At 54.6% G+C, this 22,952-nt stretch carries 26 protein-coding genes; 20 read left to right on the top strand and 6 right to left on the bottom strand.

Annotation, left to right across the window (positions count from 1 at the left end; all coding sequences use genetic code 11):
* Positions 1–390 carry a DUF4870 family protein gene (locus ACXUPB_RS05640; protein WP_035559468.1) on the bottom strand — a complete coding sequence of 130 codons (390 nt, stop codon included), beginning with the start codon at positions 388–390 and terminating at the stop codon, positions 1–3.
* 110 nt (positions 391–500) lie between these two features.
* Positions 501–884: a VOC family protein gene (locus tag ACXUPB_RS05645; protein WP_035559469.1), complete on the bottom strand. Its 384-nt coding sequence runs from the start codon at positions 882–884 to the stop codon at positions 501–503.
* Here ACXUPB_RS05645 and ACXUPB_RS05650 point away from each other — a divergent pair.
* From ACXUPB_RS05650 to ACXUPB_RS05710, 13 genes are all read left to right on the top strand, one after another.
* Positions 883–1,569: a class I SAM-dependent methyltransferase gene (locus tag ACXUPB_RS05650; RefSeq protein ID WP_082072615.1), complete on the top strand. Its 687-nt coding sequence runs from the start codon at positions 883–885 to the stop codon at positions 1,567–1,569. The genes ACXUPB_RS05645 and ACXUPB_RS05650 overlap by 2 nt on opposite strands.
* A 181-nt stretch (positions 1,570–1,750) precedes the next feature.
* Entirely contained in the window at positions 1,751–3,124 is a 1,374-nt protein-coding gene (locus ACXUPB_RS05655) for an MFS transporter (protein WP_035559473.1), read from the top strand.
* A gap of 123 nt (positions 3,125–3,247) precedes the next feature.
* Positions 3,248–5,035: an acyl-CoA dehydrogenase gene (locus ACXUPB_RS05660; RefSeq protein ID WP_035559476.1), complete on the top strand. Its 1,788-nt coding sequence runs from the start codon at positions 3,248–3,250 to the stop codon at positions 5,033–5,035.
* Between the two features lie 137 nt (positions 5,036–5,172).
* Entirely contained in the window at positions 5,173–6,801 is a 1,629-nt protein-coding gene (locus tag ACXUPB_RS05665) for an acyl-CoA synthetase (RefSeq protein ID WP_035559479.1), read from the top strand.
* Between the two features lie 70 nt (positions 6,802–6,871).
* Positions 6,872–7,720, top strand: coding sequence for a 3-hydroxybutyryl-CoA dehydrogenase (locus ACXUPB_RS05670; protein WP_035559481.1), 849 nt, complete (start codon positions 6,872–6,874; stop codon positions 7,718–7,720).
* 117 nt (positions 7,721–7,837) lie between these two features.
* On the top strand, positions 7,838–8,611 hold the full coding sequence (locus ACXUPB_RS05675; protein WP_035559484.1) for an enoyl-CoA hydratase-related protein: 774 nt from the start codon (positions 7,838–7,840) through the stop codon (positions 8,609–8,611).
* A 100-nt stretch (positions 8,612–8,711) separates the two neighbouring features.
* The gene (locus ACXUPB_RS05680; protein WP_035559487.1) at positions 8,712–9,329 is read left to right on the top strand and encodes a LysE family translocator; all 618 of its coding nucleotides are present in this window, start codon (positions 8,712–8,714) and stop codon (positions 9,327–9,329) included.
* 50 nt (positions 9,330–9,379) lie between these two features.
* Positions 9,380–10,075, top strand: coding sequence for a glutathione S-transferase family protein (locus tag ACXUPB_RS05685; protein WP_035559491.1), 696 nt, complete (start codon positions 9,380–9,382; stop codon positions 10,073–10,075).
* A gap of 69 nt (positions 10,076–10,144) precedes the next feature.
* Positions 10,145–10,684, top strand: coding sequence for a YaeQ family protein (locus tag ACXUPB_RS05690; RefSeq protein WP_035559495.1), 540 nt, complete (start codon positions 10,145–10,147; stop codon positions 10,682–10,684).
* Positions 10,685–10,934: 250 nt separating this feature from the next.
* Positions 10,935–11,927: a lipid A deacylase LpxR family protein gene (locus tag ACXUPB_RS05695; protein WP_045812155.1), complete on the top strand. Its 993-nt coding sequence runs from the start codon at positions 10,935–10,937 to the stop codon at positions 11,925–11,927.
* Between the two features lie 60 nt (positions 11,928–11,987).
* Positions 11,988–12,308 (top strand): hypothetical protein, encoded by a 321-nt coding sequence (locus tag ACXUPB_RS05700; protein ID WP_035559498.1) that lies wholly within the window; start codon positions 11,988–11,990, stop codon positions 12,306–12,308.
* Positions 12,309–12,408: 100 nt separating this feature from the next.
* On the top strand, positions 12,409–12,930 hold the full coding sequence (locus ACXUPB_RS05705; protein ID WP_035559501.1) for a DUF421 domain-containing protein: 522 nt from the start codon (positions 12,409–12,411) through the stop codon (positions 12,928–12,930).
* 101 nt (positions 12,931–13,031) lie between these two features.
* Complete coding sequence (locus ACXUPB_RS05710) at positions 13,032–13,346, top strand: DUF6693 family protein (RefSeq protein WP_035559504.1); 315 nt, start codon at positions 13,032–13,034, stop codon at positions 13,344–13,346.
* A 74-nt stretch (positions 13,347–13,420) separates the two neighbouring features.
* Here the strand turns inward: ACXUPB_RS05710 and yghU are convergent, their stop codons facing one another.
* Entirely contained in the window at positions 13,421–14,293 is an 873-nt protein-coding gene (gene yghU / locus ACXUPB_RS05715) for a glutathione-dependent disulfide-bond oxidoreductase (RefSeq protein ID WP_035559507.1), read from the bottom strand.
* A 106-nt stretch (positions 14,294–14,399) separates the two neighbouring features.
* Here yghU and ACXUPB_RS05720 point away from each other — a divergent pair, with 106 nt between their 5' ends.
* Positions 14,400–15,089, top strand: a complete 690-nt coding sequence (locus tag ACXUPB_RS05720; protein WP_035559510.1) for an aspartate/glutamate racemase family protein — start codon at positions 14,400–14,402, stop codon at positions 15,087–15,089.
* Positions 15,090–15,111: 22 nt separating this feature from the next.
* Here the strand turns inward: ACXUPB_RS05720 and ACXUPB_RS05725 are convergent, their stop codons facing one another.
* Positions 15,112–15,543 (bottom strand): organic hydroperoxide resistance protein, encoded by a 432-nt coding sequence (locus tag ACXUPB_RS05725; RefSeq protein ID WP_035559514.1) that lies wholly within the window; start codon positions 15,541–15,543, stop codon positions 15,112–15,114.
* Positions 15,544–15,685: 142 nt separating this feature from the next.
* A complete protein-coding gene (locus tag ACXUPB_RS05730) occupies positions 15,686–16,129 on the bottom strand; it encodes a MarR family winged helix-turn-helix transcriptional regulator (protein WP_035559517.1) in 444 nt (147 codons plus the stop codon).
* A 235-nt stretch (positions 16,130–16,364) separates the two neighbouring features.
* Between ACXUPB_RS05730 and ACXUPB_RS05735 the strand changes: the two genes are divergently transcribed.
* The 6 genes from ACXUPB_RS05735 to ACXUPB_RS05760 all read left to right on the top strand — a co-directional run bounded on the left by ACXUPB_RS05735 (position 16,365) and on the right by ACXUPB_RS05760 (position 21,948).
* Positions 16,365–17,438 (top strand): TRAP transporter substrate-binding protein, encoded by a 1,074-nt coding sequence (locus ACXUPB_RS05735; protein WP_035559519.1) that lies wholly within the window; start codon positions 16,365–16,367, stop codon positions 17,436–17,438.
* Positions 17,439–17,508: 70 nt separating this feature from the next.
* A complete protein-coding gene (locus tag ACXUPB_RS05740) occupies positions 17,509–18,102 on the top strand; it encodes a TRAP transporter small permease (RefSeq protein WP_035559522.1) in 594 nt (197 codons plus the stop codon).
* Between the two features lie 2 nt (positions 18,103–18,104).
* Positions 18,105–19,385, top strand: coding sequence for a TRAP transporter large permease (locus ACXUPB_RS05745; protein WP_035559525.1), 1,281 nt, complete (start codon positions 18,105–18,107; stop codon positions 19,383–19,385).
* 29 nt (positions 19,386–19,414) lie between these two features.
* The gene (locus ACXUPB_RS05750) at positions 19,415–19,942 is read left to right on the top strand and encodes a gluconokinase (protein WP_035559529.1); all 528 of its coding nucleotides are present in this window, start codon (positions 19,415–19,417) and stop codon (positions 19,940–19,942) included.
* Positions 19,943–20,033: 91 nt separating this feature from the next.
* Positions 20,034–21,029 (top strand): gluconate operon transcriptional repressor GntR, encoded by a 996-nt coding sequence (gene gntR, locus ACXUPB_RS05755; RefSeq protein WP_035559532.1) that lies wholly within the window; start codon positions 20,034–20,036, stop codon positions 21,027–21,029.
* 70 nt (positions 21,030–21,099) lie between these two features.
* Positions 21,100–21,948, top strand: a complete 849-nt coding sequence (locus tag ACXUPB_RS05760) for an MOSC domain-containing protein (protein ID WP_035559537.1) — start codon at positions 21,100–21,102, stop codon at positions 21,946–21,948.
* Here the strand turns inward: ACXUPB_RS05760 and ACXUPB_RS05765 are convergent.
* The gene (locus ACXUPB_RS05765) at positions 21,902–22,807 is read right to left on the bottom strand and encodes a DMT family transporter (protein WP_035559540.1); all 906 of its coding nucleotides are present in this window, start codon (positions 22,805–22,807) and stop codon (positions 21,902–21,904) included. The genes ACXUPB_RS05760 and ACXUPB_RS05765 overlap by 47 nt on opposite strands.
* Positions 22,808–22,952 lie beyond the last annotated feature (145 nt).

A 22,952-nucleotide genomic window follows, 5' to 3' on the forward strand; every position in this document is an offset into this window, starting at 1 on the left:
CTAAAACAGCCAGGAATCTACGTTGGAGGGCGCGCGCTTCTCCTGCAGCCCTTTGAAGCCTTTAACGCAGCGGATAATTAGCCAGACAGCAAGGGCCAGGAGTAGCGGGAAACCGATTAGTATCAAGGTCAATATCGAAAACACAATGCCGTAGACTAATCCTATCCAGAACGTACGAATCTGATAGCGGTAGTGCTCGTCTAACCAAACCGGACCTTTGTCTTTATAAACGTAGGCGATGACCACGCCGATAATAGACGTAAAGCCGAGGATAAAACTGGCTAGATAGAGCGCATAGATCACCATCGCCATCGTGGTGTCCGGCTGTTGGCTTCGCTCTTCGCTAACAACGTCGCCTTCTAGTGGCGCATCATGGGCGTTATCACGCATAACGGTTCCTTTCGATAAATCCTGTATTGGCGCTGGTACGCCTCGATAGGCGCTTCATGTGCTCTATGACAGCGTGCGCTCTTCGCCATCTCATTAATGGCCACGGGGTGTTAACGAGCAGCGGGGCGGCATATTTCCAGCAGGTTGCCGTCTGGGTCGCGCAGGTAGATTGATTCGATCGGCCCATTAGCGCCTTGGCGAGCAACGGGGCCTAGCTCTATATCAATTGCCAGTGCCTCCAAGTGCTGTTTGAACTCATCAAGCGGTAACTGGCAACGCAGGCATAAATCCAGGCTGCCAGGGGTAGGCGTCGCAGAGATGGGGGCGATGTCGGTATCGGTTTGATGCAGGCGTAGCGCCGTATCACCGAGCATTAAATCGACCCGCTGGGCGTCGCGGTAACGTACGTCTAACCCTAACACCCGTGAGTAAAAGTCGACGGCGCGACCCATGTCGGTCACGGTAACTACAAGATGATCCAGACCTGATAGCATGCCACTTTCCTTAATTCGTAACGATAAGCCAGAGAATACGATGATGCGCCGCTGTCCGCTCTGCGCGGAATCCACTATTGCGCTCTACCACCGGGATCGGCGTCGTGACTACTACCAGTGTGCCACGTGCAAACTGGTATTTGTCCCCCCTGAGCAGCATTTGAGCGCCGCTGCAGAAAAGGCCGAATATGATAAACATCAAAACTCGCCGCATGATACGGGATATAGACGCTTTCTAGGGCGTTTATTTACCCCGCTGTCGGCGAAGCTCGCTCCTAATGCGCGTGGGCTTGATTTTGGTTCCGGGCCGGGGCCGACGCTGTCAGTTATGTTTGCCGAGCAAGGTTTTCAGGTGGTGATTTACGACCTCTTTTATGCCCCTGATACCGCGGTGCTTACTCAGACGTTCGATTTTATCACTGCCACAGAAGTGGTGGAGCATTTGTCGCAGCCTGGCCAAGTGCTGGCTCAACTGGCCGGACAGCTCGCGCCCGGTGGTTATCTTGGGCTGATGACCAAGCGCGTTTCCACCCCTGACGCTTTTGCTCGCTGGCACTATATTAGCGACCCCACCCATATCAGCTTTTTTAGCGAAGAGACCTTCCGTTGGTGGGCTCAAAAGAATAATTTAGTAGTGGAATTTCCTGGGCCAGACACGGTTATTCTACACAAAACGCTAAGGTGAATAATTGTAACCTTAGAAAAGCATTGACTTTGCCCCCTTGAGGGCAATAATTGCGCGCCGCTATCCCCGCCTGACTCGCTGTGCCAGGTGAGATAACGGATCTTGAGAAGTCGCTTGGAGGCGTTTCTCTCAACTGTTTTCCGCCCCTGTTTTCAAAACGTTAAGTCAAGACGAGGTTTTCATGTCGCGGCAACTGCTAGCCATGGCGCTGGCGCCCCTTTTAGGGCTCTTCATTCTCGGGATAGGCAACGGTTTTCTTGCCACCTTAATTACCGTGCGCCTCGATGCCGCCGGTGAGTCAGCCACGGTGATCGGGATTGTCTCGTCGGCTTACTTTATCGGCTTAGCCTTAGGCGCAATGGTGAATGACCGCCTGCTGCTGCGCATTGGCCATATTCGCGCCTACGGTAGTTTTGCCTCTTTGGTGGCCGTCACGGTACTGCTGCAAGGCTTGTTTTTCGACCCCTGGGCGTGGTTTGCGCTGCGCTTGGTCGGCGGCTGGGCCACGGTCGGGGTTTATCTGGTCATTGAAAGCTGGCTGCTCACTTCGGGCGACCAGAAGGTTCGTGGCCGCCTGTTGGCGCTGTATATGATTTCGCTGTATGCCGCCGGTGTATTGGGCCAACTACTACTCGGTGTGACCAACGCCATGGGCGTCACTGCGCCCTTTATGGTGATTGGCCTACTGGCTTCGCTCTCTGTGCTGCCCATGGCGATGATTCCCCGCGTATCACCGATTATGGAGCACGCCGAACCGCTGCCCCCGCATCGTTTGATTACCCTGACGCCCACTGGCGTGATGGGTAGTTTAGGCTCGGGTATGGTTGTCGCAGCGGCCTACACGCTGTTGCCACTCTATCTGCAGCGTAATGGTATGAGCGTGAGTCAGGTGGGGCAGATGATGGCGGTCCTCATCATGGGGGCCATGTTGCTGCAATACCCCATTGGCCGCTGGTCGGATCGCCATGACCGCCAGATGGTACTGATCGCCATCAGCGGTTTCTGTGTGCTTATCTCCGCGGCGATGCTCTGGCTACCCCTTTCGACACCGCTATTGGCAGTGCTGCTGTTCCTGCTCGGCGGTGGCGTCTTTGCTCTTTATCCAGTGGCCGTAAGCCACGCCGCCGACCGTGCGCCCGCAGGGGCGCTGGTGCGCATGAGCCAGGGCCTGCTGTTGATTAACTCGATTGGCGCCACGATCAGCCCGCTGATGATCTCCCCGGTGATGACCGTAATGGGCGATGCGGGCCTGTTCTGGGCTTTCGGCTCACTAAGTCTGTTCTTTGTGATGTTCTTCTCCTGGCGCCGTAGCGTGCGCCCAGCGCCTGTGCCCGTGGCGCCCTTTACACCGACTACGCCAATGACCGCCGCCGGTGCCGAGCTAGTGGTCACCGAAGAGTTGATGCAGGGGGCACTGGAGCACGAGCACTTGGAGGATCTTTCCGATGCCGTATGGGACGTTGACGCCGCCGAACCGGTGGTAGGGCCGCCCGCTGAAGATGAGAGCCATATCACTTATTATGATGATGTGGAGCAAGCAATTGAGCGAAAATAAAACGGCGTGGAGACGTTATCGGTAACGGGTGATACCTTGGGCTAATGGTGTAGGCAGGAGAGTGTTACTACTATCTATGGCACACTTTCAAACAATTGTTTAATTTTCAGCCCGAGGTTCGCCATGAATGTTTACGCCGCGCCGGTACGCGATTTGCGCTTTGTGCTCGAAGAGCTGCTAGCGCACCGCTCGCTTAGCCTACCGGGCTTTGAAGAAGCCACGCCCGATTTGGTCGAGGCGGTACTCGAAGAGGCCGCAAAGCTGGCCGGTGACGTCTGGGGGCCGCTAAACAAGAGTGGTGATCTGCAGGGGGCCAAGCGCCACGCCGATGGCAGTGTGACGACACCGGAAGGCTTCGCAGCGGCTTACCAGGCGTATGTCGAGGGTGGCTGGAACGGCATCGGTGTATCAGAAGCGCTAGGCGGTCAGAACCTGCCCGAAGTGGTGGCTAGCGCGGTTCAGGAGATGCTTCACGGCGCCAATATGGCGCTGGGGCTCTGCCCCATGCTGACCGCTGGTGCTATCGAAGCACTGGCGCATCACGGCAGCGATACCCTCAAAGCGACCTACTTGCCCAAGCTGGTGGAAGGCACCTGGACGGGCACCATGAACCTCACCGAATCCCAAGCGGGGTCGGATCTCTCCCAAGTGCGCACCCGCGCAGTGCCTGAAAGCGACCACTACCGCATCAGCGGCCAGAAGATCTATATCACCTGGGGCGAGCACGACGCCGCCGAGAATATTATCCACCTGGTACTGGCCCGCAAGCCCGATGCACCGGCAGGCAACAAAGGCATCTCCCTATTCTTGGTGCCCAAGTTCCTGGTCAATGACGATGGCTCATTGGGCGAGCGCAACGATGTCACCTGCGCCTCTATTGAGCACAAGCTGGGCATTCACGGCTCGCCGACATGCACCCTCAGTTTTGGCGAAAATGGCGGCGCGATTGGCTACTTGGTCGGTGAAGAGGGGCGTGGTCTTAATCACATGTTCACCATGATGAACGAGGCGCGCCACAAAGTCGGCATTCAGGGGATAGGCGTGGCCGAGCGAGCCTGCCAGCACGCCTTTGCCTATGCGTTGGAGCGTCGCCAGGGTCGCTCTCCAAAATCGCGTGGCGGCGCTGAATGCACCATCAGCGATCACTTGGACGTACGCCGTATGCTGCTCTCCATGCGTGCCCGCACTGATGCGCTGCGCGCCCTGGCGTTATACTGCGCCGCCGAGTTGGATGCCGCCCGCCACGCTGAAAGTAATGAAGCCCGCCAAGTCGCCCAGGCCCGCGCCGATATCCTGATTCCGGTGATCAAAAGCTTCTCTACCGATCAAGCGGTGGAGATTGCCTCCATGGGCATTCAGGTACACGGCGGGATGGGCTACGTGGAGGAGACCGGCGCGGCACAGCTGCTGCGCGATACCCGCATTGCCCCCATTTACGAAGGCACTAACGGTATTCAGGCGCTCGATTTGGCGGGGCGGAAGCTTCAGCGTGACAACGGCGAAGCGCTCACCGCGTTGCTTCACGACGTTGCCGCCACTGTGGAGCAGCTAAACGTCGACCCCGCACTAAAAGCGTTGGGCCGTGGCTTGGCCGCGGGCTTAGAAGACCTAAAAGCCGCCCAAGCGATGGTGCTGGAACAAGGCCGCGACCCTGGAAACGGGGCAGATGCGGTGCAGGCTTATGCTACGCCGTTCCTTAACTTGGCGGGCCACGTGCTGTGTGCTTGGCAGATGGGGCAGGCGGCGCTTAGCGCCCAGGCAGCCCTTAACAACGGAAGCAATGATCCCTTCTATACTGCCAAGATGCGCAGCGCCGAATTTGCCATCACGCAATGGCTGCCGGTAGGCCGCGCTCAACGCGCGGTGATTGAAGCAGGTATGCAGTGTTTAAGCGAATTTGAGGTTCACTAACGTTAATTTCAGCCCGTATCGCCGCCCCTTTGGGCGGCGTTGTTGTTTCTAGGCGATCAAAACAACTATTTTAAACGAACCCTTAAAACGAACGCTTTCAATAACAATGTCCTCAATAACAAGACCAGGAGCCGATTATGACCGCTATCTTTGAGCAAGGCTTGCCCAAAACCGTTGCCAACCACGTGCCGCTTTCACCGCTGACCTTTATCGAGCGCTCGGCCTCTATCTATCCTGATTACCCAGCGGTGGTTCATGGCCGCACGCGCCGCACCTGGGGAGAGACCTGGTCGCGTTGCCGCCAGCTTGCCTCTGCGCTCAAGCAGCGAGGCATTCAGCCGGGTCAAACGGTGGCGGCGATGCTGCCTAATATCCCGGCAATGTTTGAGGCGCACTTCGGCGTGCCGTTGGCGGGCTGCGTGTTGAACACGCTGAATATTCGCCTGGACGCCGAGGCGATCAGCTATATGCTGGAGCACGGCGAGGCGAAAGCCATTTTGGTCGATCCCGAGTTTGCTGAGGTCATCCAGCAAGCCGTTGCCAAGCTAACCCACAAGCCGCTGATCATTGATGTTGCCGATGTAGAGTTTCTCGGCGACACGCAAGGCATTGGCGAGATTGAGTACGAAGCGCTGCTTAACGAGGGCGACGCCAATTTTGCCTATCAACTGCCAGCGGATGAGTGGGACGCGATCTCGCTTAACTACACCTCTGGCACCACCGGTAAGCCCAAGGGCGTGGTTTACCACCACCGCGGCGCTTATCTCAATGCGGTGAGCAATATTATGGAGTGGGCAATGCCCCACCACCCGATCTACCTGTGGACGCTACCGATGTTTCACTGCAACGGCTGGTGTTTCCCCTGGACCATTGCCGCCAACGCCGGAGTTAACGTGTGCCTGCGTCGCGTCGACCCGAAAAAGATCATGCAGCTCATTGCCGAAGAGAAGGTCACTCACTTCAGCGGAGCGCCTATTATTCTTAATGGCTTAGTGAACCTGCCCGCGGAAGATAAGCGCCAGTTCGATCACCCCGTCAAGGTCACCACCGCCGGAGCCGCGCCGCCAGCCTCTGTAATTGCCGGGGTCGAGAAGCTGGGCATTGAAGTGACCCACGTGTATGGCCTAACCGAAGTGTACGGGCCGGTGACCGTATGCGCCTGGCGGGAAGCGTGGGATGAATTGCCGCTGGAAGCACGGGCCAAAATCAAAGCCCGCCAGGGGGTGCGTTACCACATGCTCGAAGCGCTGTGCGTGGCAGATCCGCTCACCATGGAACCAGTACCCAAGGATGGCCAAACCATGGGTGAAATACTGATGCGCGGTAACAACGTCATGAAGGGCTATTTAAAGAACCCGGAGGCCACCGAGCAAGCGCTGGAGGGCGGCTGGTACCACACCGGCGATTTGGCGGTTTGGCATCCGGATGGCTATATCGAAATCAAAGATCGCTCGAAAGACATCATTATTTCCGGTGGAGAGAATATCTCGACCATCGAAGTGGAAGACGCTATATACGGCCATCCCGCCGTTGAAGAGGCAGCAGTGGTCGCCAAGCCAGACGAGAAGTGGGGCGAAACGCCCTGTGCGTTTGTGAAGCTCAAGGTGGGCTACGGCGAAGTCACCGAGGCCGATATTATCGCCCACTGTCGCGAACATTTGGCGGGCTACAAAGTCCCTAAAACAGTCATTTTCAGCGAGCTACCGAAAACATCAACGGGCAAGATACAAAAATTCGTCTTGCGTGAAGAAGCTAAAAATCATTAATCATTCCTAATAGTAATAAGCACTAGCGGTGATAACCGCCAGTAGTGATAATCAATAGGGGAGAGCGTGCATGAGTGACCAACAAATTGGCGTGGTGGGAGCCGGTACCATGGGGCAGGGGATTGCCCAGGTAGTGGCTGCCAGTGGCTTTAACGTGCGCCTTTACGATGTGGCCGAAGAGCAGCTTGGCCGCGCCAAGGCGAATATCGATAAAGGCTTGGGTAAATTGGTCACTAAAGAGAAGATCAGCGAGGCGGATAAAAGTGCCGCTCTCGCCCGTCTATCGACCACTACCACACTCAATGACCTAAGCGACTGCGCGATCATTATCGAGGCGGCCCCCGAACAGCCTGAACTCAAAGAGAAGCTGTTTCGTGATCTTAGCCAAATGAGCACCACGGCTATCTTAGCCTCCAACACCTCGTCGCTGTCGCTCACCCGGCTGGCGGCGGTGTGCGAGCATCCCGAGCGCGTGGTAGGCATGCACTTCTTTAATCCGGTGCCGGTGCTCAAACTGGTGGAAGTGATTCGCGCCGAGCAAACCTCGGACGCTACCGTGGCCGAGATTGAAACGCTAGCAAAGGCGCTGGGCAGAACTGCCGTGCCGGTAGGCGATGCGCCGGGCTTTGCTGTGAACCGACTGCTGGTGCCAATGATCAATGAGGCAGCGTTTATCGTGCAGGAGGGCACCGCAACGCCAGAAGCGGTTGATAACGCTATGAAACTAGGCGCGGCTCACCCCATGGGGCCGCTAGCGCTGGCGGATTTGATTGGGCTGGATGTGTGCCTGGCGATCATGGAAGTGCTTCAAGAGGGCTTTGGTGACCCGAAATACCGTCCCTGCCCACTGCTCAAACGCATGGTCGCCGCGGGTTATCTAGGCCGTAAAAGTGGTCGCGGTTTCTATCACTACGACTAACTTGCGCTGACGAAATCAGCTCGGCATAAAGAAGTCATTGCCACTCAACCAAGCGTTCGCTAGGGTTGAGTGGTATTCACTTTCATATTCAATAATAAATCGAATAAGGAGTCCGCCATGAGCGAAGCAGTGATCGAGAAGGTTGATAACGATGGGATGGTGCGACTGACCATCAATCGTCCTAAAGCGCTGAATGCCCTTAACAGCGAAGTGCTTGCCGCGCTGGAAGCGCATCTGGTTGAGCTTGAAGCCCACCCGAACCTACGCGCCGTACTGATTACCGGTGCGGGCGAGAAGTCCTTCGTGGCGGGTGCGGATATCACTGAAATGCGTGAAAAAACACCCGAAGAAGCGCGGGCCTTCGCCAGCCAAGCGCTGCGTACCATTAAACGCCTAGAGACACTTCCCGTGCCGGTGGTCGCGCTGGTGAACGGGTTTTGCCTTGGCGGCGGCTGCGAACTGGCACTGGCCTGCGACTGGGCTGTAGCCAGCGACAACGCGGTGTTTGGTCAACCGGAAGTGCTGCTGGGCGTCATTCCTGGCTTTGGCGGCACCCAGCGCCTACCGCGCCGCGTTGGCCCTGCGATGGCGATTGATCTGGTTACTACCGGGCGCAAAATCGATGCCCAAGAAGCGCTGCGTATCGGCCTAGTGAACCGGGTAATGCCGCAAGCGGAGCTCGAGAGCTACGTTGAAGAGCTCACTAAGCAACTCAAAGGCAACGGCCCACAGTCAGTGCGCGGCGCCAAGCAGGCAGTTCACGACGGTATGGATCAAGACCTTGATAGCGCACTAGCGCTGGAAACCAGCCTGTTCGCCTTCTGCTTTGCCGGTGACGAGCAAAAAGAGGGCATGGCGGCATTTGTCGAGAAGCGCAAACCGAACTTCTAAGGTTTGATTAATTACAGTTTTACTTATTTAGGGGGTGGCGCTTGCGTCACCCCCGTTTTATTCTCGAAAACTAACGATTACCTTCAAGAGAACTGCCACTATGCAATGGGCCGCTTTTATCCTCGCTGCGCTTGGTTTCGCCTATTTACCTGGGCCTGCAATGCTATATACCGCAGCGCAGACGTTGGGGCGCGGCCGACGGGCTGGGTGGCTAGCGGTCATCGGTGTGCATATGGGGTGTTATGTGCATGTGGTGGCCGCCGCGCTAGGATTAGCGCTGCTGTTTGCAGCGATTCCACCTGCCTACATCGCCATGAAAATCATCGGTGGGCTCTACCTGCTCTGGATGGGGCTGCGGCTATGGCAGCAGGGCATTCGCGCCCACGGCGAAGAGGTGCCGCTGGCAACCACGAAACGCGTGCTGCGCGACAGCTTTCTGGTGGAGATGCTCAACCCTAAAACCGCGCTTTTCTTTGTCGCGTTTCTGCCTCAATTTGTGCAACCCGAGAGCGCTATGCCCGTAGCATGGCAGCTGCTCTGGCTGGGTATCGCCACCAATGCGCTGTTCTCATCGGCGGATGTCGTGGTGGTGCTGCTGGCCAGCCCGTTGCGTGAGTGGTTACAAAAATCCCATGGCTCCTCCCGGCTCATTCAGCGCATTGGGGGCAGCGTATTAATGGGACTAGGCGGTAATACGCTGGCTCAGGCAACACGTTAAGGGTGCTTACTTACACCGGCTAATCCAATTCCCCACATAAGGAGCGCTGCATGTTTGATCTCTATATTGCCAACAAGAATTACTCTTCTTGGTCGCTGCGCCCTTGGGTGTTGATGAAAGCGCTGGAGATTCCGTTTAACGAACACCTGATGCCGTTTGAAGGCGGCTTTGGCGCTAGCCATGACGTTTACACCCGCTTTTCGCCATCGGGCTTAGTGCCTTGTTTAGTGGATAGGGAGAGTGATCTGGCGGTGTGGGATTCGCTGGCGATTGTTGAATATTTGGCCGAGCAACATGCCGACGTATGGCCGAGTGATAAAACCGCCCGCGCCTGGGCGCGCTCAGCTACTGCTGAAATGCATAGCGGCTTTGGCGCCCTGCGTGATGATTGTTCAATGAACTGCGGTGTGCGGGTGGCATTGAATAGTTTATCGTCCAATCTCAAGGCCGATGTGAACCGCTTAGATGCGCTATGGCAGCAGGGGCTTGAGCGCTTTGGCGGGCCGTTTTTAGCGGGTGAACAATTCTCAGCGGTAGATGCGTTTTATGCCCCTGTGGCGTTTCGCGTACAGACATTCAACCTGCCGATAAGTGAGAAATCCCAGTCCTATGTCGAGCGCCTGTTAGCACTGCCTGCCATGCAGGCCTGGTATCAAGCCGCGCTAGCAGAAACGTGGCGCGAACCTATGCACGAAGCTGAAACGCTAAAGAATGGCACGCTGGAAGTTGATTACCGCACGTCTTAACCTTGGGACAATTCACCAGCGACACTCGGCATCGGGTACACTAGCGCAAATTTTCGTTTGGAAACGTCCATGGCTCTTAGCGCAACGCCCTACAAAGTTGATATTAATCTGACCGACCTGGATCGCGGGGTATATGAAACGCTGCGCTTTACCGTGGCTCGTCATCCCTCAGAGACCGAAGAGCGCATGACCGCCCGCTTACTGGCTTATGTGCTGTGGTACAGCGAAACGCTGGCCTTCGGGCGCGGGCTTTCCGATGTGGACGAGCCAGCGCTATGGGAGAAAAGCTTAGATGGGCGTTTGCTGCACTGGATTGAAGTAGGCTTGCCGGATGCTGAGCGTATCACCTGGTGCTCGCGCCGGGCCGAGCGCGTGACGCTGCTAGCCTACGGTCGGGTAGACCTATGGGAGAGCAAAGTACTCGCCAATGTGGCATCGCTGAAAAATGTGCACGTGGCGGGGCTGCCCCAAGAGGCGCTCGCAACCATCGCTAAAGATCTGCCACGGGCTATCAATTGGGCGGTAATGATCAGCGAAGGCTCGCTGTTTATTACCGATGAAAACGGTCAGCATGAAATTACCCCGCAGTGGCTGCTGCGTGACAGATAGTGATTATTCTTGATCATTAGCCTACCAACTTTCGTCTAGTCGACTACGCTATAAATCTAAGCAATCAACAGCATAAGGGTGGCCTATGAGCCATCCTTAATTTTTAGTGTCTTAGCCTTTTTGTGTAGAAATTTGCAAAAGTATGCTTGCTATCTTTTTGCACAATTACATACAATCAACAATGTTTGTTGATGTTCATCAAAAAGCAGCCTCCAAAAACGCTCCCTAGAAAAACCTCAAGGAACGAGTAATGAAAGCAATGACCCCTTTACGATGGCAGCTCTTCCCGCTAGTGGCTGTCGTAAGCTTGCTGTCGACGCTGGCGCAGGCCAACGATAGCGTCCTCTCGATTAAGCACGAAAATGATGGCATGGCCAGTAGTGATGATGGCCACTTTACCAGCGGTTTTGAGCTCAATTGGGCGTTTGAACCCGAAGCGCAAAGCTGGACACAGCGCCTGGCGACTGCTTTGCCCGATAGCCTGATAGGCAACGCTGATATGGCCGCTTTCCGGCTCGTGCATCAAATTTATACGCCCAACAATATTGAGCAGCGTGGGTTGATAGAAGATGATCGCCCCTACGCAGGGATTGTTTACGGCGGTATATCGCTCTATGAAGATGTGCCCATGGGGAGCTGGCGACAAGCGACTGACCTGCATCTGGATATTGGTTTGGTTGGGCCCTCGTCACTTGCCGATAGTATTCAGCGTGAGGTACACAGGGTGACCGATAGTGATCGCCCCAATGGCTGGAAGAATCAGCTTGGCGATGAAGCGATCGTCAACGTAGCCATGCGGCGCCAGTGGTGGCACAGCTCCCCATTAATCGGCAAGCAGTTTGCCCATGGCCCTAGTGTCAGCGCCGCTTTGGGCAACCTCTACACCTACGCAAGTGCTGGGTATAGCGTTCGCTGGGGCGATGAGGCGCCCGGCATACCTACGCTGACCCCAAACCCTAGTAGTCGCTACCACATGACTGGAAATAATGGCTGGCAGTGGTATCTGTTTGCGAGCGTAGACGGCTATTACATGGCACAAAATCTGACGCTGGATGGCAATACGTTCAGAAATAGCCGCCACTCGGTTGATCGTAAAGAGTGGGTAGGTGACGTTTCTGCAGGACTGGCGCTGGCTTGGGAAGATTGGCAGGTTACTTACGCCGCAGTGCAGCGCTCGCGTGAATTCGACGGTCAGGAAGAGCAGGATAAGTTTGGGTCCATCACGCTATCTAAGCGCTTCTAAAATTAGTTAAGCTTTGGGCGCCTTTCAGAAGGAAAGTGTGTAGGTGGGAGGAAACAATTCATGGCCAAACAATATCCCCATACCCCTGATGGGCGCTACTTTGTGGCCAAAAATCGCCTGTGGCGCTGCACTGATCCGCGCTTAGATGAAGAGCAAAAGCGCACTCATATCAAAGAGTTGATGAAAGCACGTCGAGCCGTCAGAACGGCCCAGCAGCACGGTGATGACGACGCGCTTCGTCAAGCCCGTGACGCGGTTCAGGCTGCTAAAGAAGCATTAGGTGAGCGTGGCCCGGTGTGGTGGGATGATAATGCCCCTGATGAAGGCGGCTTTGCGCCCCATAACAGTTCCTATGCCAAGTGGTGGGAGAGCCAACTCTAAATATCTTTCTAGCGTACACAATAGGCTCGGAGCTGTTAGCCTAAGCAGGGCGGCAAGCAAACTCTTTGCCTATCGCTAAGTGACCAAGGATAAAGCGCATATGGAAATGGTATTTTTTAATGGCTGGGGCAGCGTGTTACGTATTCTGATTATCGGATTATTGGCGTACGCCACGCTGATTCTCTTCTTACGCCTTTCAGGCAACCGCACGCTGTCGAAAATGAACGCCTTCGATTTAATTGTCACGGTGGCACTGGGTTCCACGCTGGCGACCGTACTGCTGTCTAAAAATGTGGTATTGGCGGATGGAGCTGTCGCGTTAGCGCTGCTGATTTCACTTCAATTTATAATTACGTGGACCAGTGTGCGGTTTCGATGGGTACGTCGATTAGTGACCGGTGAGCCACTGATGCTGCTCTATCAGGGTGAGTTTCTATTAACTTCACTGCGAAAAGCGCGGGTAACCCAAGACGAAGTGCTTTCCGCTATCCGTAGTAGTGGGCTTAGTGATGTAGCCGACGTAGAGGCCGTTGTTATAGAAACAGATGGCTCACTAAGCGTTGTTAAGCGTCATGCAGAGAGCAGTCATTCGAGTTTAGAGGGTGTTCGTGGCCCCCGGTGAAGCCCATGCAAAACTCATTTTTCTAAGTTAAATTAATTTTTACGTTCACGTTTGTGCCTGGCAGTGGTATTCTTCGCCACTGTTAATTTTAAGGACGCAAAGTGAATATCAAAGCAGATCTTTCCATTCTTGATATTATTGGCCATCTGATTATTTGGGTGGTACTCAGTATCGTTACTTTTGGTATAGCGCTATTTTTCTTCCCTTATTCGTTTTCGCGGTTTGTTATTAACCGTACTTCGGTAGTGGATGCTGCTGGGGTAGAGCGAAAAATGGTTTGCGATATCAACCTGTTCAGCAACATCGGCCACATTATCCTCTGGATGTTGATTTCGCTGGTCACCTTTGGGCTGGGATATATTTTCTACTTCTACCGGGTATGGAATTACGCCTTGAATAACTCACGGGTTGAATAATCTTAGCCTTTGAGTTGAAAGCGACCAAGAGCCTACGCTGAGAGATCAAGCGTAGGCTCTTTCTTAGCGGTTAATTACTCGTTATCAGCCAGTTTATCTTGAGTACGAAGCTCAAAGTCGCTGGCATCATGACGTTCGTGCAGCTGCTCGTGAGGTTCGCCCCAGGTGCGATTTACCATGCGCCCGCGTTTAACGGCGGGGCGCTCATCGAGCTCTTCGGTCCAGCGTAGAACGTTTTTGTAGGTGTGTGCCTCCAAAAACTCCGCCGCTTCGTAAACGCGGTTTTTCACTAGCGCGCCATACCATGGATGAATCGCCATATCGGCAATGGTGTACTCATCGCCTGCCATAAAGCGGTTATCCGCCAAATGGCGATCAAGTACATCAAGCTGACGCTTCACTTCCATGGTGTAGCGGTCAATCGGGTACTGGTACTTTTCAGGTGCGTAGGCATAGAAATGACCAAAACCGCCGCCTAACATTGGCGCGCTGCCCATTTGCCAAAATAGCCAAGAGAGGCATTCGGTCCGTTTCGCGGGGTCATGGGGTAGGAAAGCGTCAAACTTCTCAGCCAGATAGAGCAGAATCGCCCCCGACTCAAATACCCGCTGGGGTGGAGTGGTCGAGTGATCCATCAGTGCGGGAATTTTAGAGTTGGGGTTCACCTCGACAAAGCCGCTGCTGAACTGATCGCCTTCGCCAATTTGAATCAGGTAAGCGTCGTATTCGGCGCCCGTTATGCCTTTCTCCAGCAACTCTTCCAGCATCACGGTGACTTTGACACCGTTGGGTGTGGCGAGGGAGTAAAGCTGAAGAGGATGTTTGCCCACCGGCAGGGCCTTGTCATGAGTAGGGCCAGCAATTGGGCGATTGATATTGGCAAACTTACCGCCGTTGCCAGGTTCCCATTTCCAAACGCTCGGGGGAGTATAGGTGTTGTCGCTCATTCGTTTCCTCGCTATAAATATTTTATCGGTGTCAAAGCGGCTACTAGATTTGGCTGGTGATTAGCCTGTTAATAAAGTAGTCCATTTTCCTAAATTGAGGTGGCGGATGCGTATCATTGGTGTGCTAGGTGGTATGAGCTGGGAGTCGACCCAAGGCTACTACCGAGCCCTAAACGAGGGCGTAAAAGCGGCGCTAGGTGGTTTTCATTCGGCTAAGATCGTGATGGTTAGCGTCGATTTTGCCGAGATTGAAGCATTACAGCAGCAGGGCGATTGGCAGACCGCTGGCGAACTGCTGGCCAACGCTGCCCAAAGCGTCGAGCGAGCGGGCGCAGACTGCCTGTTGATTGCCACCAACACCATGCATAAGGTGGCGCCCGCTATTGAGCAGGCGATTACCATTCCGCTGCTGCATATTGCCGATGCTACGGCTGAGCAGCTCACCGCCGACGGTATCACGCGCGTCGGCCTATTGGGTACGCGCTTTACCATGGAGCAGGACTTTTATATCGGCCGCTTAAAGCAGTTCGGTATTGAGGTCGTGGTGCCCGATCAGTCTGAGCGCGACACTATCCATCGGGTGATCTTTGATGAACTTTGCCAGGGCCGTGTAGAAGCTGCATCGCGGCAACGCTACTTAGCAATCATTGATTCTCTGCATGCTCATGGCGCCCAGGCGGTGATTTTAGGCTGTACTGAAATTGCCATGCTGGTAAGCCAGCAAGATACCGCGGTGCCGCTTTATGACACCACCGCTCTGCATGTGGAGAGAGCGGTGGTGTGGGCACTAACATGATGACTTAAATGAATAACGACGCTTAGACCAACGTCAGAGTGACATTGATGTTGCCACGGGTGGCGTTTGAGTAGGGGCATACGATATGGGCTTTATCGACCAACTGCTGAGCGACTTCCTGCTCTAGGCCTGGAAGGCTGATTTTTAGCTCAACTTCAATGCCAAAGCCGGTTGGGATGGCGCCAATACCTACATGCCCATCAATTTTGGTTTCTTGGGGCAGTTTTACTTTTTCCTGGCTCGCCACGTGCTTCAGTGCGCCTAGAAAGCAGGCAGAGTAGCCTGCTGCGAAAAGCTGTTCGGGGTTAGTGCCATCACCGCCAGCACCGCCTAACTCTTTCGGCGTGCTGAGTTTGACATCGAGTGCGCCATCAGAAGATTTGGCATGGCCTTCACGGCCGCCAGTAGCGGTTGCGTGGGCACGATAAACAACGTTTTCGATAGTGGTCGTCATATTGATTCTCCTGTCAGCGTTATTAATTATGAACCTACGCTTTTAATTTAGTGCAGCTTTATTTTGTGCGCAAGATAAATGGCGAATTAATTTGGTTGCACTTTGCCAAAGACGAAAATCGAATGACGCCAAAGGCAAAGGGCTACTGACTTTTTTGTAAGCTATCGCGCAGTCGCACCAGATCTTCTTTTAGCGTGGTCAATGCTTCGATTGATTGTTCGCTCGCATGCACCACGCAGCTAGGGATGTGGTAAGCCTGTTCACGCAGCTCCTTACCTTTATCGGTAAGGTAAAGCTCTACTACACGCTCATCATGATGACTGCGTTTGCGATTCAACAAGTGGTCGGCTTCCAGGCGCTTAAGGAGCGGCGTAAGCGAACCAGGATCAGTGAGTAGGCGCTTACTCATCGTGCCAACGGTAATGCCATCGTTTTGCCATAAAACAAGCATGGCAAGGTATTGCGGGTAAGTAAGCCCCAACTCTTTGAGCAGAGGTTTATACACCTTGGTCATCATTAACGAAGTTGAATAGAGCGCAAAGCAGAGCTGATGATCAAGTTCTAGTTCGCTACAAGATGGTTGCACAAGTATGGGTTCCGATCCGAAATATGTAGGGTAATGTAGCGCGCGAAGCAGTAAGTGGCTATCCCTAGACGTTGGTCGTAAGTTGGCAGTTTTGTTTTGACACGCACTTGGCAGCTAGCTAGCCTTCGCATCATTAATGTTACCGGTAACAATTTGGTGCTCATTAAATTAGCCAGTAACAACTCAATTCTTACCCATTCACCGTTAACAACAACGAATATTTGGAGATCACGCGATGACAACTATTTGGCGCAGCACGCTAACCCTGGTCGGTGCGACCACACTGACGTTTGGTATGGCGCATGCTCAAAGCCCAGAACTCTCTGATCCGCCTGAGATCGAGGGCGAGGTAGTCGGCGATCATGGCTCGCATACACTACGTATGGGCATCGGCCTTGCGGAAAGCTCGCCACAGTTCTTGTCTAGCCAATATTTTGGTGAGATTTTGGAGCAGCGTACCGACGGTCGCATTAAGGTTAACGTTTTCCCTAACAGCCAGTTAGGTGACGACGTTCAGATGTTGGAAATGCTGCAAACCGGCACGCTGGATATGACTTACCCGTCTAGCTCCGCCACTACTGGCTACGTTGAACAGCTTGCCGCTTTTGACCTGCCGTTCCTGCTGCCTAGCCGTGAAGCCGCGGTAGCCGTTATGCAGAGCGATGTGGCCCAAGGCATGCTGGACGCCTTTGATGGTACCGGCCTGAAAGCACTTGCGTTCTCTGAGAATGGCTATCGCCAGCTCTCTAACAGTGCTCGCCCGGTGGCAAGTCCTGACGACGTAGCAGGTCTTGATGTGCGCGGTTTAAGCGTTCGCACCATGGAAAACCCGGTGCATCTAGCGATTTGGGAAGCCTTAGGCGCTAACCCAACGCCGATGGCTTTTGGTGAGCTTTTCTCGGCGATGGAGCAGGGCGTGGTAGATGGCCAGGAAAACCCTTGGAGCACCATCCTGACCTCGAATTTTAATGAAGTACAGGATTATGGCACCGAAACACGCCACGTCTATACTCCCTTTATCATGATGCTTTCTGAGCGTACTTGGGAGCGCATGGCACCCGAATATCAGGAACTGGTACTGGAAGCAGCGCGTCAGTCAGCCGACTATGAAATTCAGCTGTCAGCTGAGTACGATGACTGGTCACGTGATCAGTTGGCAGAGCGTGGTATGGAAATTACCCGCTTGGACGATGAGCAGTTAGCCGCTTTCCAAGAAGCCACTCAGCCGGTTTATGAAGAGTGGGCGCCGCGCATTGGTGAAGACCTGATCGCGGACATTCAGAAGATCGTTGAAGAGAGCAGCAACTAAACCTTACGTTTAGCGCACCGTTGGGCAGGCCATCGAGCCTGCCCAACGTGTCAGTGCCCCTGGAGCTCCTATGTCACTCTCCTCTACACCCCCTAATACTCCTACGCCGATTGAAGATCCCTCGGTGTATCTGGACGACCCAAATCGCAAGTTGCTGGAAATCGATACCGATACCCGCCAAGGCCCAGTAGTGTTCCGCTGGCTGACCTTAGGCATGGAGTATCTGATCGGCGCCATTTTAGTGGCGTTGATCGTGTCCGTTTCATGCAACGTGGTGGGGCGTGCGCTGTTTAATTACTCCCTGCCCTGGGCAGATGAGTTGGCTCGTATGCTGTTTATATGGCTGGTATTTATCGGTGCCGCTGCAGCATTTTCCCGTTACGAGCACATTGCCGTTGATGCTTTGGTGCGGCGCTTGCCGCTGCGCTTGGCGCACATGCTCTATTTGCTGCAGCACCTGATTATCACCGCCCTCATGGTGGTCATGATTTGGGGTGGCTACCAAGTGCTGTCGCGTTCAAGCGGGCGCTCAGCGATTATGGATGTGCCATTGAGCTTCATTAGCCTTTCGCTGGTGTTGTGCGTCATCTTTATTGCGGTGGTATCGAGTTGGCGGATGTGGGTCAGCCTAAACGTTATTCGCCATCCTGAGCGGGAGCGCTAATCATGCTATGGATTTTTCTGGCTATTTTATTGGCCTCTATCGTTATTGGGTTACCTATTGCCTTTGGCTTGGGCGTGGCGGCGCTGGTCATGGCGGTGCTATCTGATATTCCGCTGTCGATCATGATCGAGCAGTCGATTCGTGGTGTAAACAGCTTCCCGCTGCTCGCTATCCCGTTCTTTATTTTAGTCGGTGAGGTGATGAGCAATGGCGGTATCGCTCGTCGCTTGATGGAGCTGGCTGGCGCTTTGGTCGGCTTTATGCGCGGCGGGCTAGGGCAGGTTGCCATTACCGGTTCGATGTTCTTTGGTGGCATCAGTGGGTCAGCGGTGGCCGATACGGCTGCTACCGGCGCGATGATGATTCCCTCCATGAAAGAGCAGGGCTACACCGCGGCTAATGCTACCGCGATCAACACCGTGTCCTCGGTGATCGGGATCATTATTCCGCCCTCCATCCCGCTGATTCTGTACGGCATCGTCACTGAAACCTCGATTAGCCGCCTGTTTATCGCCGGTATCATTCCGGGTCTGTTGATTGGCTTTGCGCTGATGGTGACCACCTATATTCTTGCTAAAAAGGATGGCGGCGGTGTGCAGCAGTTCCGCTGGGATCGCCTCTGGAAAGCCTTCAAAGATGCCTGGCTTGCGCTGGTACTCCCGGTCATCGTAATTGGCGGTATTATTGGAGGTGTATTTACCGCAACCGAAGCGGCCGTAGCGGCATTGCTTTATGCGCTGGCTATTTCGCTGGTGGTTTACCGTGAGTTCAAGCTCAAAGAGCTCGGCGGTATGCTGATTCGTACTGCTCGTTTGACCGGTATGGTGATGATGCTGCTAGCGTTTGCGACGGTGATTGCTTGGTTCCTAACCATTAATATGGTGCCGCAAACCCTGGTCAGCCAAGTGCAGGCGATTACCCAAGACCCGTTCCTGTTACTGCTGATTGTGGCAACGTTGCTGTTGTTGGTGGGCTTTGTCATGGACTTGACTCCGGCCATGGTCATCATGGCGCCGATGCTAGCGCCTATTGTCACCTCGGTGGGCGTTGATGCGGCTTACTTTGGCGTACTAATGGCCTTTGTATTGGGCATCGGGCTGCTAACCCCGCCGGTTGGCACCTGCCTTTACGTCGGTTGTGGTGTGGGCAAAGTCTCCATGGAGTCTTTGGTCAAAGCGATGCTACCTTACTACGTAGCGCTCCTCGTCGTGCTGGTGATCCTGATCGCCTTCCCGGGTATCGTTACCTGGCTGCCTGATCTTACCGCTGTGCGCGGCAACTGAGGTTCTTGGTAATGAATAGGAGAGCTTCTGTGAAGACCCTCTCGCATCGTATTTTAGTGATGGGTGTGTCTGGCTCTGGGAAGTCGCACATTGGCCGCCAGTTGGCCCAAACCGTAGGGGCGACGTTCATTGATGGCGACGATTACCATTCGCCCGCCAATGTAGCCAAAATGGCCAGCGGCACACCGCTCAATGACGATGACCGGAGCGAGTGGCTCGATACGTTGGCAGCGCTATTCGCCGAGTATCGGGCCAGAGATGCGTCGTTGGTGATTGCCTGCTCAGGGTTGAAAAGGCGCTACCGTGACCGGCTGCGCCAAGGCGACTCAGCGCTGCAGATTCTCTACTTAGAGGGCACGCAAGAGCTGCTGCTTGAGCGGCTAGAAACCCGAGCAGGGCACTTCTTCAAAGGCGATACCATGTTGGCCAGTCAATTGGCTGATTTAGAACCGCCTGATGAAGAGGAGGCGTTTAACGCCTCCATTGCCCTGTCGCCCATGCAAATCGTCGATCAATTTGCTGCCACGCTGCCGCTACCCAGCCGCACACTAAGCTAACGCTCACTAGGCAAAAGAGTTAATAGGTATTGAGGCCGCTGATTGAAGGGGCGGCCTCAATGCTCCCCCACTGCATAAGGCAGTTACCCCTTTGAAGAAAAAACGCCCCACCCTACAGGACATTGCCGACCACGTAGGGGCTACCAAAATGACGGTAAGCCGCTGCCTGCGTGAACCTGAAACGGTTTCGGAAGGGCTTCGTGAGCGCATTTTCTCGATTGCCGAACAGATTGGCTATATTCCCAACCGTGCGCCCGATTTACTTTCCAGGGCCACCAGTCATTCGATTGGCGTGCTGGTGCCGTCGCTGACCAACCAAGTGTTCGCCGATATCATTGTCGGCATTGAGGCGTTAACGGAACCAGCGGGCTATCATTTAATGCTCTCTCACTATGGCTATAGCCCTGAGCTTGAAGAGCGCAGCCTAGCTTCATTGCTTTCCTATAACGTCGATGGCGTTATCCTTTCTGACCGTGATCACACGCCGCGTAGCCTGCGTATGCTGGAAACCGCCGGGATCCCGATTGTCGAAATCATGGACACCCATCGCCCTCCGCTACAACAGACCGTGGGCTACGACAACGTACAAGCCGCCTATGACATGGTGAGTGAGATGATCCGCCGCGGCCGTCGCCAAGTGATTTATCTGGCGGTTCGTTTGGATGAACGTACCCGGCAGCGTGAGTTGGGCTACCGCCGTGCCATGGAAGAGCACGGATTGCCGCCGGTGACGCTGCAAAGCACCCAACGCTCTTCTTATAGTGTGGGAGCAGCCCTACTCAAGCAGGTGTTAGTCGACTACCCAGCAGCGGATGGCCTGTTTTGTACCAATGACGACGTTGCCGTAGGCGCTTACTTTGAATGCCAGCGACGCGGTATTGAGGTGCCTGGGCGCATGGCCTTGGCGGGCTTTCATGGCCACGATGTGGGCCATGTGATGACACCACGCTTGGCCAGCGTGGTGACACCGCGCCAGGCCATCGGCGAAGCAGCAGCGGGGCAGCTGTTAGCGCGTATTCGCGGTGAGCCACTGACCCAGAAAGTGGTGGATTTAGGCTACCGTATCGAAACAGGCATGACGCTATAGGCCATGCTTTTGAGTAGCGATCACCATTGTGAGTGGCTAAAGTAGCCTTTTTACTTGTCGCGAGGCTGCCGTGCAGATTACCCAACTCAACATCTACCCCGTAAAGTCGCTAAAAGGCATCAGCGTTAATCACAGCGAGCTACAAGAGCACGGGCTCGCCTGGGATCGCCGCTGGATGTTGGTGGACGCCCAGCAACGCTTTATTACCCAGCGACAACTCCCTGCGCTCGCCACCATTGAGGTCGCTCTCACCGATGAGTACTTGGTGCTATCTCACCCTGGCGTTGACCCAATGAACATACCGCTGGCAGAACCCGCCGGTAATTTGCGCCTGGTCAGCGTGTGGAATGATCACTGTAAAGCTCTGCCGGAGAGCGAAGATGTTTCTCGCTGGTTAGTCGCTGCCTTGGGCGCACAGGCCCAAGGGCTGAGTTTGGTGCGTTTTGCGACTGAATTTACCCGGTCAGTCGAAGAGGATTTTCTTGACGGTGGAGCGGCGCATACCTACTTTTCCGATGGTTACCCGTTTCTGATAACGTCCACGGGCTCGTTGGACGCACTTAATCAAGCGTTGGTGGCAAAAGGGGGCACGCCAGTGCCCATGAACCGTTTCCGGCCCAATATTGTGGTAGAGAGCGATGAAGCGTGGGCTGAAGACCGTTGGGCGACGCTTTCTGAACAAAAGGGAGCTTTCCAACTAGCGTTGCGCAAGCCCTGTAAGCGCTGCAAAATCACTACCATCGATCAGTATACGGCGACAGTACCAGCTCCTGCTGAGCCGCTAAAAACCTTGATTGAGCTTAATACTCAGCCCGCCTTGAAAGGCGCCCACTTTGGCCAGAACGCCACATTGCTCGAAGGCGCAGGCAGCATTATTCGTGTGAAGGATAGACTGGCGGCGGCGTCTCGCGACGCTTGACGCGTAGCAGTTTAGTGGCGATTGCCGTGCCGATCAGGGTAATGACCATACCCGCGATAATCTGAACGTTTAGCGTCTCTCCCAGCAGTAGATAACCCCATATTAGCGCGCTCACCGGCACCAGGAACGTCACCGTTGAGGTGGCGGTGGCGCCCGCGCTGGCGAGTAAGCCGAAGTAGAGCAGGAAGGCCAGGGTGGTGCTTAGCGCTGCCAGTGCCAGTGCGTTTCCCCAGGCCAGAGTGCTAATGGGCTCGCTTGGCCATAATAGAATGCCAGGAATCAGCAGCACTAACGCTGACATGGCACTGCTGCCTGCGGCGAGTACACGTGTGGGCAGATGGCCAAGGCGCGTTTTCGAGTAGTTGCCTGCAATGCCATAGCAAAAAGTGGCGCCTAAGACAGCCAAAATAAACCAGCCGTCACCGCCCAGGGCGAAATCAAGTCGATCCGCTGAGAGCACATAGACTCCCAGCAGTGCCAGGGCGAGGCCTAAGTACTGCTGGCGCTGTATGGCGGTAGCGAAAAACAGTGCGCCGATCAGTGCAGTAAAAATCGGCGTGGTAGCGTTAATTAATGAGGTAAAGCCCGCCTCTAGTCGCGTAGTGGCAAGTGCCAATAACGAAAAGGGCAGTACGTGATTCACAATACCTAAAAAAAGCAGCGGGCCCTTATGCTGCCAGATCAATCGCAGGTAATGCAGGCTGATCAACAGCGGCATCAATAGCAGTGCGCCAATTCCCATACGTACCAACACTAACGGTACCGCCCCGAATTCGGGGGCGGCCACGCGCATAAAGATAAACGAAAGGCCCCACAGGGAAGAGAGCAGAATCAAGCGCAGCGCATCAGCTGATGACATGGCGTGTCCTTAACAGTAACGCAGTTAGGTAGCTAACTAGCTTACGGCTGAACGAGAGTCGATGGAAGCGATGGAAGTACGGGGGCGGCAGAGAAACAAAAAATCAGCTACGCTGGTGAGGTGGTCAAGCGGCAACCGTCGCCGG

The sequence above is a fragment of the Vreelandella sp. DA03-1M genome, assembly GCF_055725665.1.

What these genes read in the sequence shown, in the direction of transcription:
- ACXUPB_RS05700 (WP_035559498.1), top strand. Translation starts at nt 11,988, where the DNA reads ATGGCCAAACAATATCCCCATACCCCTGATGGGCGCTACTTTGTGGCC.
- ACXUPB_RS05675 (WP_035559484.1), top strand. Translation starts at nt 7,838, where the DNA reads ATGAGCGAAGCAGTGATCGAGAAGGTTGATAACGATGGGATGGTGCGA.
- ACXUPB_RS05705 (WP_035559501.1), top strand. Translation starts at nt 12,409, where the DNA reads ATGGAAATGGTATTTTTTAATGGCTGGGGCAGCGTGTTACGTATTCTG.
- ACXUPB_RS05650 (WP_082072615.1), top strand. Translation starts at nt 883, where the DNA reads ATGCCACTTTCCTTAATTCGTAACGATAAGCCAGAGAATACGATGATG.
- ACXUPB_RS05685 (WP_035559491.1), top strand. Translation starts at nt 9,380, where the DNA reads ATGTTTGATCTCTATATTGCCAACAAGAATTACTCTTCTTGGTCGCTG.
- ACXUPB_RS05735 (WP_035559519.1), top strand. Translation starts at nt 16,365, where the DNA reads ATGACAACTATTTGGCGCAGCACGCTAACCCTGGTCGGTGCGACCACA.
- ACXUPB_RS05765 (WP_035559540.1), bottom strand. Translation starts at nt 22,807, where the DNA reads ATGTCATCAGCTGATGCGCTGCGCTTGATTCTGCTCTCTTCCCTGTGG.
- ACXUPB_RS05720 (WP_035559510.1), top strand. Translation starts at nt 14,400, where the DNA reads ATGCGTATCATTGGTGTGCTAGGTGGTATGAGCTGGGAGTCGACCCAA.
- ACXUPB_RS05640 (WP_035559468.1), bottom strand. Translation starts at nt 390, where the DNA reads ATGCGTGATAACGCCCATGATGCGCCACTAGAAGGCGACGTTGTTAGC.
- ACXUPB_RS05695 (WP_045812155.1), top strand. Translation starts at nt 10,935, where the DNA reads ATGAAAGCAATGACCCCTTTACGATGGCAGCTCTTCCCGCTAGTGGCT.
- ACXUPB_RS05725 (WP_035559514.1), bottom strand. Translation starts at nt 15,543, where the DNA reads ATGACGACCACTATCGAAAACGTTGTTTATCGTGCCCACGCAACCGCT.
- ACXUPB_RS05665 (WP_035559479.1), top strand. Translation starts at nt 5,173, where the DNA reads ATGACCGCTATCTTTGAGCAAGGCTTGCCCAAAACCGTTGCCAACCAC.
- yghU (WP_035559507.1), bottom strand. Translation starts at nt 14,293, where the DNA reads ATGAGCGACAACACCTATACTCCCCCGAGCGTTTGGAAATGGGAACCT.
- ACXUPB_RS05680 (WP_035559487.1), top strand. Translation starts at nt 8,712, where the DNA reads ATGCAATGGGCCGCTTTTATCCTCGCTGCGCTTGGTTTCGCCTATTTA.
- ACXUPB_RS05690 (WP_035559495.1), top strand. Translation starts at nt 10,145, where the DNA reads ATGGCTCTTAGCGCAACGCCCTACAAAGTTGATATTAATCTGACCGAC.
- ACXUPB_RS05670 (WP_035559481.1), top strand. Translation starts at nt 6,872, where the DNA reads ATGAGTGACCAACAAATTGGCGTGGTGGGAGCCGGTACCATGGGGCAG.
- ACXUPB_RS05745 (WP_035559525.1), top strand. Translation starts at nt 18,105, where the DNA reads ATGCTATGGATTTTTCTGGCTATTTTATTGGCCTCTATCGTTATTGGG.
- ACXUPB_RS05645 (WP_035559469.1), bottom strand. Translation starts at nt 884, where the DNA reads ATGCTATCAGGTCTGGATCATCTTGTAGTTACCGTGACCGACATGGGT.
- ACXUPB_RS05655 (WP_035559473.1), top strand. Translation starts at nt 1,751, where the DNA reads ATGTCGCGGCAACTGCTAGCCATGGCGCTGGCGCCCCTTTTAGGGCTC.
- ACXUPB_RS05740 (WP_035559522.1), top strand. Translation starts at nt 17,509, where the DNA reads ATGTCACTCTCCTCTACACCCCCTAATACTCCTACGCCGATTGAAGAT.
- ACXUPB_RS05660 (WP_035559476.1), top strand. Translation starts at nt 3,248, where the DNA reads ATGAATGTTTACGCCGCGCCGGTACGCGATTTGCGCTTTGTGCTCGAA.